10 protein-coding genes are annotated in these 14,480 nt (G+C 43.6%); 2 read left to right on the top strand and 8 right to left on the bottom strand.

Features of this window, described 5'->3' with window-relative positions; genetic code table 11:
* Positions 1-137: 137 nt before the first annotated feature.
* Positions 138-1,250 carry an NHL domain-containing protein gene (locus AC59IL_RS34150; protein WP_496556750.1) on the bottom strand — a complete coding sequence of 371 codons (1,113 nt, stop codon included), beginning with the start codon at positions 1,248-1,250 and terminating at the stop codon, positions 138-140.
* Between the two features lie 404 nt (positions 1,251-1,654).
* On the opposite strand from AC59IL_RS34150, the gene AC59IL_RS34155 reads away from it, so the two are divergent.
* A complete protein-coding gene (locus AC59IL_RS34155; protein ID WP_496556751.1) occupies positions 1,655-2,233 on the top strand; it encodes a hypothetical protein in 579 nt (192 codons plus the stop codon).
* A 277-nt stretch (positions 2,234-2,510) separates the two neighbouring features.
* On the opposite strand, the gene AC59IL_RS34160 is transcribed toward AC59IL_RS34155, so the two are convergent.
* The 3 genes from AC59IL_RS34160 to yiaA all read right to left on the bottom strand — a co-directional run bounded on the left by AC59IL_RS34160 (position 2,511) and on the right by yiaA (position 5,317).
* Positions 2,511-2,933, bottom strand: a complete 423-nt coding sequence (locus tag AC59IL_RS34160) for a hypothetical protein (RefSeq protein WP_496556752.1) — start codon at positions 2,931-2,933, stop codon at positions 2,511-2,513.
* Between the two features lie 823 nt (positions 2,934-3,756).
* Positions 3,757-4,830, bottom strand: coding sequence for a DUF2652 domain-containing protein (locus AC59IL_RS34165; protein WP_496556753.1), 1,074 nt, complete (start codon positions 4,828-4,830; stop codon positions 3,757-3,759).
* An 85-nt stretch (positions 4,831-4,915) separates the two neighbouring features.
* Positions 4,916-5,317: an inner membrane protein YiaA gene (gene yiaA / locus AC59IL_RS34170; protein ID WP_496556754.1), complete on the bottom strand. Its 402-nt coding sequence runs from the start codon at positions 5,315-5,317 to the stop codon at positions 4,916-4,918.
* A gap of 260 nt (positions 5,318-5,577) precedes the next feature.
* On the opposite strand from yiaA, the gene AC59IL_RS34175 reads away from it, so the two are divergent.
* Positions 5,578-7,248, top strand: coding sequence for a tetratricopeptide repeat protein (locus AC59IL_RS34175; RefSeq protein ID WP_496556755.1), 1,671 nt, complete (start codon positions 5,578-5,580; stop codon positions 7,246-7,248).
* Positions 7,249-7,267: 19 nt separating this feature from the next.
* On the opposite strand, the gene AC59IL_RS34180 is transcribed toward AC59IL_RS34175, so the two are convergent.
* From AC59IL_RS34180 to AC59IL_RS34195, 4 genes are all read right to left on the bottom strand, one after another.
* Entirely contained in the window at positions 7,268-9,523 is a 2,256-nt protein-coding gene (locus tag AC59IL_RS34180) for a PA14 domain-containing protein (protein ID WP_496556756.1), read from the bottom strand.
* 301 nt (positions 9,524-9,824) lie between these two features.
* A complete protein-coding gene (locus AC59IL_RS34185) occupies positions 9,825-13,064 on the bottom strand; it encodes an AsmA family protein (protein ID WP_496556757.1) in 3,240 nt (1,079 codons plus the stop codon).
* 95 nt (positions 13,065-13,159) lie between these two features.
* Positions 13,160-13,735, bottom strand: coding sequence for a cysteine hydrolase family protein (locus AC59IL_RS34190; protein ID WP_496556758.1), 576 nt, complete (start codon positions 13,733-13,735; stop codon positions 13,160-13,162).
* Between the two features lie 57 nt (positions 13,736-13,792).
* Positions 13,793-14,230: a MarR family winged helix-turn-helix transcriptional regulator gene (locus AC59IL_RS34195; RefSeq protein WP_496556759.1), complete on the bottom strand. Its 438-nt coding sequence runs from the start codon at positions 14,228-14,230 to the stop codon at positions 13,793-13,795.
* Between the last annotated feature and the right edge of the window lie 250 nt (positions 14,231-14,480).

Below are 14,480 nucleotides of genomic sequence, written 5' to 3' on the forward strand. Positions count from 1 at the left end.
GGAAATGTGTGTAAAATTAATCATTACCAAAAGCCAACCAACAGGGATACACGTTTTTTTAATAACCGCGCAGTTTAGGCCGATAACTGTGCTGAAACCGGCTATTAGTGTGCAGGTAACCGTAATTTCCGATGTTGCTATGGCTGATTACCGCAAACGGTACTTATCATGTTGGTGGCAGCGGCTATTTTTCGGATTGCGAAATTATTAAAGTCGTGAATATACAGGTTGCCGGCAGGGCCGATGGTTATATACCGGGTATTGTTAAACCTGGCAACTGCAGCATTGCCCCCATCGCCGGCATAGCCTTTTGAACTGGTGCCTGCTACGGTGCTAATAATACCGGTAGCGGCATCTATCTTTCTTATTCTGTTATTATCGCTCAGGTACAAATTGCCGGCGGCATCGGTCACAATGCTCCAGGTATAAGCCAAACGGGCGTCCTTTGCCGGTGCGCCGTCGCCACTAAATCCTGCTTCACCACCAATACCTGCATATGTTGAAATAATTCCTGTAGCGTTTATTTTACGAATTACATTGTTATTATTATCTACCACATATATGTTGGCGGCTGCATCAACGGTAATTGACCTGGGACCTCCGAATTGCGCATGAATGGCGGGGCCGCCATCGCCTGTATAACCTGCTATGCCGGTGCCGGCAATGGTGCTGATAATACCGGTAGCTTTGGTAATTTTTCTGATGCGTTGTCCGTCGGTCATATACATATTTCCTGCTGCATCAATAGCCATGGAATTTACACGTAACAATTGTGCGTTGATGGCTGCTCCGCCGTCGCCGTTGAAACCTGCAGTGCCTGTACCTGCTATTGTATAAATAATACCTGTAACAGCATCTGTTTTTCTGATACGGGTAAGTTCTGAAATGTATATGTTTCCATCGGCATCTATGGCCATAGCTTCGGGCAACTGCAAGCCTGCATTTACAGCGGGCCCGCCATCTCCGGTTGAGCCCGGTTCACTATTTCCGGCTACGGTGGTAATAATACCGGTTGCTGCATTCACCTTTCGCACCCGTTTATTATCAAGTATATAAAGGTTGTCGGCTTTGTCGGTTGCTAATCCCTTTACAGTCGCTATGCGAACGGTGGCAGCTGGTTTGCCATCGCCGATGGAGTCGTCTGCAGCCATTGTATTCAGCTGTGCCTGTAAAAAATGGGTTGATACCAAAAAAATGAGCGTAGTAAAATACCTGAAGATAATGAAGAGGGTATTTTTTTCATAGAGCAAAAAGGTAAATGGTTAAGTAATAATGTATAAAAATAGGGATTACACGAAATCGTTCAATATACGGGCATGGGTTCTTACACATTTTAAAATGATGGTATGCATTTTGAGTATAACATATAACCATCAGTTTTTATCTGTACAATCCCTGTTTGAATTAACTTCTGTAACAACAACTGTACTCCACGAAACGCTTCAATGGTATCTGACCCCATAAATGCGGAAATATGGCAACAGATTATAATATCGCTGGTTTGCCAATAGCATCCCGGAAGCTTAACTACCTGAAAATCTTAATAGCTGTCTTAAATTAAGATGGCATTAAAATTACGGTAGTAATAAAGCTGAAGATGGTTATACCTGGTTTGTTCTGATAACTATATTCATCCATCCTTAAAACTTAGAGTATGAAACCAGGAAACTCCCGCAGGGTAATGATGCTTCTTTGCACAATGTTCGCTTTTTCATTTCAAACAATGTATGCACAGCAGGTAGATACCGTTCCGAAAAAATCGGATACATCTGCTCTCAGCGGCGCCCCCGCTCCGGTAAGCTATCTTGATTTGAATACAGGCATGCCTGTAGACATTTATTATGATACCGTACGGTATATGACAATTAACAGAAAAACGCGTATGCCGGTTGATTACTATGTTATTAATAATGAAGATACCGTGGAAGGTGTAACGGGGCTTGTTGTTAATAATATGCTGGTCAGAACACCCGATGGAAAATACAAACTCGACAACAGGAAGGTAATGATCGTGGGCGATGATTTGCGCCTGATGAATCCTGAAGGTCGCCGTGTTTACTGGACTCCAGAGGGCGTAAAGATCAGGGAATGGAGTGGTACTACCAGTATGGCTCCTGTAGGTGCTATAAAGAAACAAAAAGGTGATGAGAAAAAAGGCAAGATGAAAGGCGAATGGGGAACTATTAAATGGAAAAAAGGCGAATGGAAATGTGAACATGAAAAAGGAATGTAAATAGGCCTTGACAATTTAAATGCCGCTTATAAAGCAATCCCGCCAAATGGCGGGATTATTTGTATGTGTGGGTAAGTAAAATAGCGACATTAAAAAACCTCCCGATGCGTCGGGAGGTTTTAATATTTAGATCTGTAAGTGAGGCAGAGACAATGGTGAAACTTTTGTTAGTAGATAGAATACAAAGACGAAGATGTACCTGCATCCCGCTTCATCAGGGCTACACATCAAAAATAACTACTCCATTGGATACACTTATTAAACCGATCTGTTCAGATTAAACGCTTTCCCACATTGTGTTTTCAGTAGCGATAACCTGCATGGTTCCATTGGAAGATAGCTGTACATTCTTTAATGTATACAAGCCGGGTTTACAGTTTCCGGGAACTGTTAAACCATCTACAATAGCTTCAGCCGGCAAACTGCCTCCGTCTCCGGCATTAACCTTTTGAACAATCTCAATTGTTTGCATCGGGCAAAAATACAATACCATTTTGCCGAAATTGCTTTCAAGTCTAACCGGTGAAATGTTTGCTGTCACAGTTTCACCATGCGACAATTTTTCTTCTTTCATTCTCTGTTGCAGAACATGCGGCTGAGAGTAAGAAGTAATTACAACCGGTGTTGACTTTTCTGACTCTGTGGGCTTGCCCTTTGCACCAAAGAGATTGCTGAAAAGGGAGGTGTGTTCTTTTTTCATATCTCTTAAATTTTTAGTTACAAAAAACAGTTCTAAGGAGTTTGCCTTATACGAGCGTAAAAATCTTGGCTTAAATAAGTTTCTTATTCCGATCTATTCTATTCAGTAAATAGGATACAGAGTGTACAATTCGTCTTTCTTCGGATCTGTTAGTGGTGTTAAAAGGTGTTACAACATATTATCGGCTCATTAGGGTGGAGCTAAAAAGAGGATAATATGATCTTCTACTTATGACAGCGGTTGCCTGTAATATGCTGCTTTTGTTAATTGCCCAATATGCAAGCAAAAAAGGTAGCTGATTGAGCTATGCTTTCATCCGGAGTGTTCTCAAAATGGTGGTAGTTAAAAGATCCTGTTCATGAAATTCATCAATCGATCCGGTACCTGTTGGAAGTTGTTAAAATGCCAATCCCCCACTTTGCAAACGCACTGGTTATGTGCATATTTTCTATTAATAAAAGATCAAAAATTATGCCGGGCGAACCGCAACAAATTGTTCCGGCGTATCCTTGTTCTTCTTTTATGAAACTATTAATTTCTTTTCGTGCATCAATTATGCTTCTTCACTTATACGATGAATTGCTTCGCTTCGTTGGGCCCGTTTACAGACAATACACCTTTGAAAGTGATAGTGCTTACCCTTTCATTTTTGATAGCAATCGATCGTTTTACAATCTAACCTAATTTACCATTTTTTTTTCGTTTATAATACACCTTTGCCAGAATTAAAATATTTTTTTTACAGAATTGTGATGATGACTTTCCGGCGTCATTATTTATTCCTGTAACAGACTGTAATAAACCGGCAAAATGACAAAAGCGGTTATGCGGCGGGTACATTCATTTTCAGTAATAGCTTTTCGAGATTTGCCAGTGATTTTTGCAGATTTTGTTCCATTTTGTGTTTTCCGGTGAGATTAAACAGCAACTGGGCGATGATGTTTTTCCTGAGGTAAATATCAAGTGTAAACCGGGCGGTTGTTTCGCCGGTTTTTTCAAGGGTATAAAGGCTGGTAATATGCTTTTTTCCTTCCGTTTCGCTGAACCGGATTAGTTCTGTATTAAAATTGATGCTGCTGCTTTCGATCACCGCCTCATCGTTTTCCAGTATATAACGGCATTTCATGCCTACCCGTGGCAGCAGAGGCCCTGATGTTTCAACTTTTTTAACACCTTCGAACCATTTATCGCGTTGATTGAAATCGCCGGTAGCATGAAACAACCTGATGAAATTGGTTTCGTATTCTTTCGATACCGAAATGATCTTTACTTTATCCGAAAGATCAGGTTCCGCAACGGGTTCGGATGGTAACTGGTCTTTCAACCGGCTTAACATGGTATAGTGAAAGGGAATAACGCCTGTTTCGGTTTCCTTGGCGCTGCTGGCCCATTGCATCCATTGTGTCAGATCGGCCGGTTGCTGGTCATTTATCAGTTTTTTTGTCACCAGCCAGTATTCATGCTGCTGTATATCGTTTTTTAACAACTGGTGGGCAACTATAACATCTTTACCGATCAGTTTCCTGAAATTTTTTACCTGGTAATCGGTAAACTCACCATAATGCGATATTACTTTTAATGAGAGGTTAATGGCGCCTTTACAGGCCTCGCACTGGCAATATCTGCGGCGGTCGTAGGCGGTAATGTGGCTGTGGAACGCGCAGAACATGTCCGACACCTGCTGATAAATCTGCTCAAGGGCAGGCGCTTCGCCAAATTTGTAAAACAGAATGGCATCTCCTTCAATTTCAGAAATTTCAAGCCCGATGCGGTTGGCATTGATCAGCACCTCGAGCAATTCCTGTATCACATAGCGGCTGTGCTCAATTTCCGATTCGTTAACAAAACGGGTAAAGCCGCTGATATCGGGTATAAAAAGCAGCCCCTTGTTATCCATGGCTATTTTTATTATAAAGGTAGGTATTAGTAATAAGTTGACCAGTTGACAAGTTAACTTGTTAACTGGTCAACTTTTCAACTGATCAACTATCTTTCTTCTCAACCGCCTTCGCATCTCTCGTATTCTTCTGTACGGCGATAGCGCCAAACAGGGCCAGCATAAAAGAAAAGGCATAATATCCTTTTTCGCTGGGCAATATGGTGGCATTCCAAAGTCCCACCACTAATAAAACAATAGAAAGAATGGTGCAAAACCAGCTTACTCCGTAATAGATATCTGTAACAGGAATTCCTTCGAGCCTGTCTCGTACACTTTTTTGAACCGATATAACGGCAAAAAGTCCGAACATTAAAACGGTGAAATAGTATCCTTTTTCATTGAGCTGCATTTGAGCACGCCATAAACCGATTAAAAAGCCTGCCATTCCGGCGCCAAGGGCGATCCATGATGCAGCGATAAAAGCATTAGAGGGTTTTTGGTTCATTGGTTGTTTTTTAAGGTGATGTTAGGGGAACCGCTAATCGTAAAAATATTGATTTAATATTATAAATAGAAATGCTTCGTTTCGCCCGGCAATGAGGCCGCAGGAGCAAAGGGCCGCCTGCCGCGGCCAACGCAATCCGTGGCCATTTGTATTTGTAAAAATTTTAACTTTAGCAGCCTCTTCGATCGTTTCTAATCCCGTTGATAACTACACTTATCTGTTCCCTGCACCATTCTTCATGTATGCAAATGTGTTATGTTATGAACCGTTTCATTCAATCTACAGGTTTGTTTTTATACGTTCAGGTTATGTTGTTGTCGTGCAGGGAACAACCGTCAAAACAAATGTTATTAAAAGAAATGAGTTCCATTAACCTGAAAAAGGGCGCTACCGTTTTATGCGGGCCCGATGATAAACAGGTGGGCACCGTAGCCTTTACCATTTCAGGCAACGAAAACCTGCAAAAACAATTCAATTTTGCGGTAGCCTTGTTGCACTCTTTTGAATACGACGAAGCCGAAAAAGCTTTTGCTGCCATCATTGAAAAGGAGCCCCGATGCGCCATGGCCTGGTGGGGCGTTGCCATGAGTAATTATCATCCGTTATGGACGCCACCTGAGGAACCTGAGTTGATAAAAGGCGAAAAAGCGTTGCGAATCGCTGCCGGTATAAAACCGGTAACTGACAGAGAAGCGGATTATATCAGGGCCTTATCGGTGTATTATAATGACTTTAAGAAACTGGACCATCGTACCCGTTGTAACCGGTACGAAAAAGCCATGGAAACCGTGTATAAAAAGTATGCTGCCGATCCTGAAGCAGCCATATTCTACGCCCTGGCCCTCGATGCCGCTGCCGATCCTGCCGATAAAACATACACGAATCAGAAAAAAGCAGGAGCCATATTAAACGCTGTTTATCCCAATGCCCCCATGCATCCCGGTGTTATTCATTATATTATTCATACCTACGATTATCCGTCACTGGCGCAACTGGCATTACCCGCTGCCCGTAAATATGCCTCGGTAGCGCCTGCTTCGGCCCATGCACAGCATATGCCTTCGCATATTTTTACCAGACTGGGTTTATGGGATGATTGCATCAGGTCAAATCTGGCTTCTATTGCATCGGCAAAATGTTATGCCGAAAATGCCGGTATAAAAGGACACTGGGACGAAGAACTGCACAGTATGGATTACTTAGTATATGCCTTGCTGCAAAAGAAAGATTTGAAACGGGCAAAGGAACAATGGGATTATTTAAACACTTTCAGGGAAGTAAACCCGCCTAATTTGAAAGGCGCCTATACATTTGCTGCTATTCCTGCCCGTTATGTGCTCGAGAACCGGTTATGGAAAGAAGCCGCCGCTCTTGAAACATCGCCTGCCGGTTTTCCCATGCAAAAATTTCCCTGGCAAAAATCAATTATTCATTTTGCCCGGCTGCTGGGCTTTGTTCATATTAATAACATCGATAGTGCACAGGCAGAGCTAAACGCATTGAATATGCTTCGCAACCAGTTGCTTGCTCAAAAAGAAAGCTATAAAGCCAATCAGGTAGATATTCAGATCAAAGCTTCGGAAGGTTGGATATTATGGAAAGAAGGAAATAATGCAGCGGCGCTCGAAAAAATGACAGCAGCTGCCGATATGGAAGATAAAACCGAAAAACATCCGGTTACACCCGGTGAAGTATTGCCCGCCCGCGAATTGCTGGCAGATATGCTGTTGCAAATGCATCGGCCCGTTGAAGCGCTGAATGCATATGAAGCTGATTTGGTAAACCATCCTAACCGGTACAACGGTTTGAATGGAGCGGCAACCGCAGCACTGCAATGCGGAAAGAAAGAACTGGCAGATAAATATTCAAATCAGTTATCAGCGATAACAGGAAAGAACCCTGGGGCGGTAGGAGTGGCGTTCAATAAATAATATGTGATTGTTCTATCAATTAATTAGTGTACAACTGCGATTGCGGAATATATTCCCGGTCATGCGTAGCAGAAGACCAGAACAGGTTAATGCCCGACCGGTCATCTTCATTAAAATATTCAAGCTTTATATGACAACGTTTTCCCTGTGTGAGTTTTATTGTATCGGAAGTAATAAAACCGGGATAACGCTCGGCCCACTTATCGATTATCAGCCGATCGTTTACCCATAAACGAACACCGCCGCCTGCTTCGGTATAAAAAGTGTATTCGGCGTTTTGCTGCGGCATAATATCACCCGTGTAGCGGATTGAGTACCGGTAGTTTGTTAATTTATGATGGAACAACACATCAGTGAACTCGGTTAAATGAACGGCCGGTTCGGTTCGCGTAAAAAGCAGTGAATCGAATTTTCCTGCATAGTATTCGACCTTCAACCCGGTGCCTTCGCCCCACGAACGCGCAGCAAAAGGGGGAATAATTGTTTTACCATTCCTCGTTATCTGGAACGCCGGGCCCGTTGCCGGTTGAACACGCAGCACTTCATTGTTGAGTGCGTTTGATGAAATCATAAAATCGGGCATACTCACCCGGCACTCAATAAAATCGGCGCATTTGATGCCGGGGCCCTGATTGTCGTCGATCACCTGCGCTTTGCGGGCGCCGATTATGGTGCAGTTCCTGAACAGAACAGGGATGGGGCCGTTCAATGGTCCTTCATCCAGTATAACCGCATAATCAGCGCCGGCCGCATCTATATACAGGTTTTCGAAACGAAGCCGGCTGCTGTCGCCCGATGCTGCTTTGATGTGAACAGGGCTTTTGTACAGCCGGCCGCCCACATACCGGTACATATTTGCATAAGCCCCGTGAAATATGCCAATGCCATTATGATACAACGTTGAATTTTCAATAACATGCAGGCGGGTATTATTTTGCCAGCTTCGTAAACCGCTATTGCAGTTATGGGCCATATTATTTTTAAAGGTCCATTCGCTTTCGATATTCATTTCTTCCCAGTCATAAGCGGCATTGGTGGTTTCGAGCCCTGTTTGCCCCGCCACTACGTTATCGTTGCAAACATTATCATCGCCAAACCCCAGTATAAAACCATTTACGCCTAACGTGGGCGCTCCTTTGGTATCCATGCCAATTGAACGTTTTATGTATTTTGGTAAAGCTACGAGGTTGTGCAGCCATTGTATATTATGCGATGGATCGGGAATATCCCACCAGAATGGCGTTTCCGTTACATTAAAAGCAATATTATTACTCATTACAATGCCGTTGCTAACATGCGGCACGTAGGCATGGTTGTCGATATCACGCATAACACACCCATCCACAACCGAACCGGTGCTGCCATCCATACAGTGATGAAAATGCAATCCATAACGGCCCTGTATCAGTTCAGTGGCCGGCGTTTCGCCCTGATCTTTACGCGGACCGAGGTACCGGAATGCCACATCTTTAATGGTTTGCAGAACCGATGATCTGATAAACACATGCGATTTACCCTCGTTGGTGCCTTCGATGTGAACCGTACGGGTAAGGTTGGCTGCTTCGGCCGTCCATTGGCCGTTGATCATAGGATGGCTGGTTGTGGCAGTACTTAGTGTGATCGTATTACCATGAATGGCTTTTATGGTTGTTACATCAAAATTATTGGCGTTTTCGGCGGTTGGCGTGATCATGATTTCATCACCGGGTTGCCAGCCGGTGGCGTCTTTCACGGTAATGGTAGTAGCGCCTTCGACAATGGACCCGGTCACATTTGTCCAGGAAGTTTTTGTTTGGCCCTGCAGGTTCAATTTTCCCGCGCCCATTACCCATAAGCCAACATCGCTGTCGACCGGGTTCATACCGCCGCCTTCAAATATGTTTTCGTTTACATGTATAAACCGTATGGTATGAACAATGGATGGTTTGGGAGAGATAATTTCGAGCAGACCGGTAACCAGCAGGTTCTTGCTGCTTTTCAGCGTAATCGGTTTTGCGGGCGTAAAAGTTAACGTACCGGCAATCTGCAAACCGTTAACCGATGCATCCACATTGGCTACTACCACATGCCCCGCACTAATGACCGGTGCATCGTTGGGGGTGGGTATGCGTCCGCCCCAGGTGGCAGGGTCATTCCAGTTGCCCGACCGAACGCTGTATATTGTTCCTTTGGCAACATAAGATGCCGGGCCGCATGAAATCACCTGTACCGGTGGTTTATTACCGGATAATACCATTATCACCGCGCACAACAAAAACAGTTTGAGCAGGCTCATACCGTACAATTATAGAAGTTTGTGTATCAGGATAAATTTTTGTTGGATTTTTAAAACTGTAAGGTGGTTAATTAAAATATTGGAGGAAATGGGGGAGGATATGGGATATGACTGCGAAGATAGGTTTTATTTGTTTGTTTGTTTGTTTGAGGTTTGAGGTTTGTGGTTGCTACCGCGCTTTGGAAAAGCATTATTATCTCCCGGCACCTTAAAATTGTAACAGGATTAATATTGCAAAAGTAAGATTCACCGAAAGAACCACAAACCACAAACCACAAACTATAAACTGTTTTACGTGAGATTATGCTTTTTTCGGTTTACCCAGTTTCACCTTGTAATCATCGGGTGTACCGGTGATGGTCAGGTTCATAAAGCGAACCTTTTTGTCTTTATCGCGGTATTCTATCGCATCTACCTGGTCGGGGTCTATTTCTTCGCGCTTTTTGCCAAACAGCATTCCAAAACCTACCTGTGTTACCATTTTCAGCGGAATGCGCAGGTAGTATTGCATTTTCATATCGAGCGACTGGCTGCCGGCGATTTCCATAAAACCCAGCGACGAGTTCACATTCATAGCGGGAATGTTCAGGGTATTATCTTTAAAAGTAAGCGTATTGCGCAGGGTATCGAAGCGAACCTGTTTAAGATTTTTGTCTTTGAAATACGACGACATGGCTGCCATCGGCGCAAAATTGATCAGCTCGCCGTTATAAATATTTACTTCGAGCTGTGCCTTTAACTGATCAACCATTGGTGTCATATCGGGATGTACCCGCACATAGCTTCTGATTCTTCCGGTAAACCTGCCTTTGATATTTTTATTGATCACATAATCCTGTCCGAAATAATCCAGCTTCAGCATCAGTTTTTCCAGATCCACATTATCAACGTTGATGCGGTTGGTTAAATAGATCTTTTCGGGATCGCTGCCATTAAAATGGGCGTGGGCATCAATTTTTCCTCCCGCCATTTCAACATGCAATGTGTCGAGATACAGATGATGGTTATTGAGCATGCGCACGTTGGTCCACACGTTCTTCAACCACAGGCGATGGTATTTTACCCTGCCTACATTTACACTTGCATTGAAATTTATAAACGGAACCTGAAAAACATTAAATGCTTTGGCATGTGCCGATGATGGAGTTGCGGATGCTGTAGTTGTATTATTTGTTGAGTCGTTACCGGCAGGAGCGGCTTCTTCCATTGCGGTTAATCTGTAATTGGTGAGCTGGTCAACATCGAGAAAACGTGAAGCAAACTGCAGGTAATTTTCTTTTGCGGCTCTTACCGAATCGTTGCCCGTATACAGGCGCATGCTGATATTAAAATCACTGCGGCCTATTTTTCCGCGCAGCGTATCGATCTTTATAAAATTATCGGTATTGAATTTTACATTGCCGCTGATGCTGTCGAGCTGAATGGCATGTTTTTGCAGCTGGCCCGAGATATTGGCGATTTTAACATTGGCAAACCTGAAAACCGAATCGTACTTCAACATGGTTTTTGAACGCAGCCATACATTGGTGGCCACTTCATCCTGATAATCTTTCGACACTAATTTTTTGCTGCGACGGCCGAGCAGATCATTCATAGCCAGGCGTTGCGATTTCAGGTCGAATGCGATTTCGGTTCTGCCTCGTTTTACTTTTTCGAACCACAAGGCATAATTGTTTACACGGCCGCTGAAAAGGATATCGCTGCTGTCGATATGTCCGCCAAAATTTTTTAACCGCAGCGTAGTATCGCTGATGGTTAACAAGGCACCGAATTCTTTAAAGGCATGCGGGTATCGTTTGAAAGATGCGTTGAGGTGTTCCAGTTTCAAAACACCTTTTGGCAACGGAGCGGGATGCAACAGTTCGCTGACCGAAGTTTCGAGCGACAGGCCGGCGGTAAATCCGTAAATTTCTTCTTTTCCCCTGCGGGTTTTGGTAGTATCGATGTTCAGCAGTTCGCGCATAACCATTTTACGGCTGCGTGCATTTACATTCACTATAACCGGTTTGTGCTGCGCATGAAAGATCGCGGGCAGATCGCTCAGCGATCCATCTACATAAAAATCTGATTGACCAATATTGCACACCAATGAATCGAGATGAACAAATCCGTTTTTCATATCGGCATGCAGGTTAAGGTGCTCCACATTGTACGGATAGGAGGGAATGCGAAAGGTAAGATTGCGTACCGACAGCTCGCTTTGTACACCTTCGGTTAATTTACCAATCGATTTTTCGGGTGTGCTGATATCGACGAGATCTTTAAAATTCATTTTAAGGCTGATCTGGCCTGTTAAGCGTTGCAGGTCTTTTATGCCAAGGAATGCACCAACAAACTCCAGTTCGAGGTTCGAGTTCACCTGCATGAGAATTTTAGGATTGCTGAAATCGCGCATGATAAAGTTGCCGTCGAAAATGCCTGTGCCCGGCTTTGCATGCAAATTCAGCAACCGCAGTTCGGAGGTTTGCATATTGTGCCCGTCGCCATTGGTATAAGATCCTTTAAAGGCAACTGAATCGAGTTTTTTATTGGATTGGGCATTGTGCACCCAGGCGTTTGCGCAGGAGAACGACAGGTCGATTCGCGGCTGGCGGCCCCTGGCAACGCTGCCTTTTACGGTTCCTTCAAAATTCACATGGCCATCGTAGCGAAAATGTTTCAGTTCCTTAGCTACCGGTTCCGGTGCAAAAGCAAACAACTGTTTCAGGTCGGGTTTATCGCCCGAAAAATGCAGATCGATCGTGTTATCATGCTGCAGGTCGGCAGTACCGGTGATGTTAAAAACAGCGTCTTCGAGTTTCAGTTTACCGGTAGTAAGCGATAGCACCCGGGTGTTTTTTTCATACCCTATGGCCAGGTCGGTTTCAATATGTTTGTTCCGGAACAACAGGGTGGTGTTACCCGGACTTGTGTAATCGATGATCAGTTTGCCTTTCAAGCCGGCGCTTAATTTCAGGCTGTCGTATTCAAGGGCCGACTGTATGCGTTCGATATGCGAAACCACCTGCTGACCGTTTTGTTTGTCGAGATAAGAAACGGTCATGTTTTTAAGCACGATCTTTTTTATATCGAGGTCGAGCGCGGTTGAAGCGGTATCGGTGGTAGTGGTTGTATCATTGGTGAGGCGGCTGGCTTCAACAATATTCAGCTGTCCGTTTTTTTCTACAACCAGGTCGATCTGTCCGTTTTTCAGTACAATCACTTTTACTTTATATTTCTGTTTCAGCACATCGGGGAGGCTGAATCCGGCAAACAGCCGTTCTGCGGCAAACAAAGGTTTGCCCGTCGTTTGTTTGGAAGCATAAAAGCGTACATTGTTCAACCGAACAGAGATATAAGGAAAATTCTGAAATAATGAAATATTGCTGCCGTCTATTGATATTTCGCCGTGCAGTTTTTTATTCAACTCTTTTACGGCCAGCTTAACCAGCCGCTGTTGCTGGGAATATAAGATGAAGCATGCCGTTGCCAACAACAAAATCAGGGCAAAAAGGGGTATTAACAAAAAACGGAATAGTCTTTTACGGGTCCTGGTATTCATGGGATAATTATGCTATACATAAACATGCTACGGCAAGGCGATACAAAATAACGGCATTAGTGGAATAATATTGAATGTAGAAGATTAGTAGAAGATTAAATGTTGACCGCTGAAGTCCATTCATCCAATGTAAAAACAGATGCCTGGCGCGGAAAAACTTTATTGATAAGAATGCTGTGTACTTCAGCGTCTGCATCGGTACAGCAATCTGACAGTACCGTAATGCGATAATCTTTATCTGCAGCTTCGCGTAAAGTTGATAACACCACTCCGCTGGTGGCAACGCCCGTAAGTACAAGGTGCTGAATACCCTGGGCACGAAGAACAACTTCAAGGTCACTACCTGTAAATGCACTAACACGACGTTTGGTAATGATAATGTCGCCCGGTGCCGGAGTTACTGTGCTGTCGATTTTCATCGCGTCATCCATATTCATACCAGCCGATCGTTGCTTGCTTGCCGACAAAATTTTATTGTTCATGCTTACTTCAGGCATTCCCGGCCGAAAACCAACTACCACAAAAAGAACAGGTATATTTTCAGCGCGTGCAAATGCAATGGACCTGGCCACCTTACCGGTAATTTCATTGTAATCAGAAAGATTGCGAACTATTGCTAACTGCATATCCATTACCAGCAGGGCTGTGTTTTGATTGTTTGAATGCATCATCTTTATGTATTATTAAAATATTAACTGATCAGGCCTTAAGCCTCCGGAGTTTTGAGTTTAAACAGAACGCTGATTGAGCAATTTTTCTATAAGAAGATTGAATGTTCGATATTCTTCTTCGCTGAAATGAGAGGCAAGCTGCTGCTCGTATTTTGCAAGTACAAGTTCCGTTTGCTTCGCCAGTTTCTTTCCTTCGGTTGTTAACTCAATGCTGGTTTTCCGCTTATCCTGTTTATCGGGAACAATCTTCGCAATATCTTTTTCACTGAAAAGGGCTACGGTTCTGTTAACAGAGGCTTTATCGCGCTGCAACCGGATTGCAATGTCCTTTTGCGAGATGCCCGGAGAGCTATACAACAATCTGAGTACAGATACCTGCTCCATATCAAGGGGAAAATCTTTTTCCCTGAAAAGCCTGTCGCACTCACGCAATATGTTTAATCGCAGGGCGCCGATGCCTGCAATGAGCGGCGTGGATTTTATTTGATCTCCCATATGAGTATATAAAACGAAAGTAGAAAAATTAGTTGATACTATCAATCATTTTGGTAAATGGCTGCCTGCGGCGGGCGTTCGGATACTTTAGCCGGGCATATGATGAATAATTGCAATGCAATGTGTTACAGGCCTGATAAATGGTAAAAAACTGGTTTATTTTTGGAAGGAAATGGCATAAATATTTTGCAAATAGGTATAAATGAATGCGTTACACTTGTGATCGGATGTTTTCCCGGTCTATTTCCAT

The organism is Niastella sp. sgz303648 (genome assembly GCF_059587045.1).

Coding starts and splice junctions, on each gene's coding strand:
- AC59IL_RS34180 (WP_496556756.1), bottom strand. CDS start 9,523: ATGAGCCTGCTCAAACTGTTTTTGTTGTGCGCGGTGATAATGGTATTA.
- AC59IL_RS34160 (WP_496556752.1), bottom strand. CDS start 2,933: ATGAAAAAAGAACACACCTCCCTTTTCAGCAATCTCTTTGGTGCAAAG.
- AC59IL_RS34185 (WP_496556757.1), bottom strand. CDS start 13,064: ATGAATACCAGGACCCGTAAAAGACTATTCCGTTTTTTGTTAATACCC.
- AC59IL_RS34155 (WP_496556751.1), top strand. CDS start 1,655: ATGAAACCAGGAAACTCCCGCAGGGTAATGATGCTTCTTTGCACAATG.
- AC59IL_RS34195 (WP_496556759.1), bottom strand. CDS start 14,230: ATGGGAGATCAAATAAAATCCACGCCGCTCATTGCAGGCATCGGCGCC.
- AC59IL_RS34165 (WP_496556753.1), bottom strand. CDS start 4,830: ATGGATAACAAGGGGCTGCTTTTTATACCCGATATCAGCGGCTTTACC.
- AC59IL_RS34190 (WP_496556758.1), bottom strand. CDS start 13,735: ATGATGCATTCAAACAATCAAAACACAGCCCTGCTGGTAATGGATATG.
- AC59IL_RS34175 (WP_496556755.1), top strand. CDS start 5,578: ATGAACCGTTTCATTCAATCTACAGGTTTGTTTTTATACGTTCAGGTT.
- yiaA (WP_496556754.1), bottom strand. CDS start 5,317: ATGAACCAAAAACCCTCTAATGCTTTTATCGCTGCATCATGGATCGCC.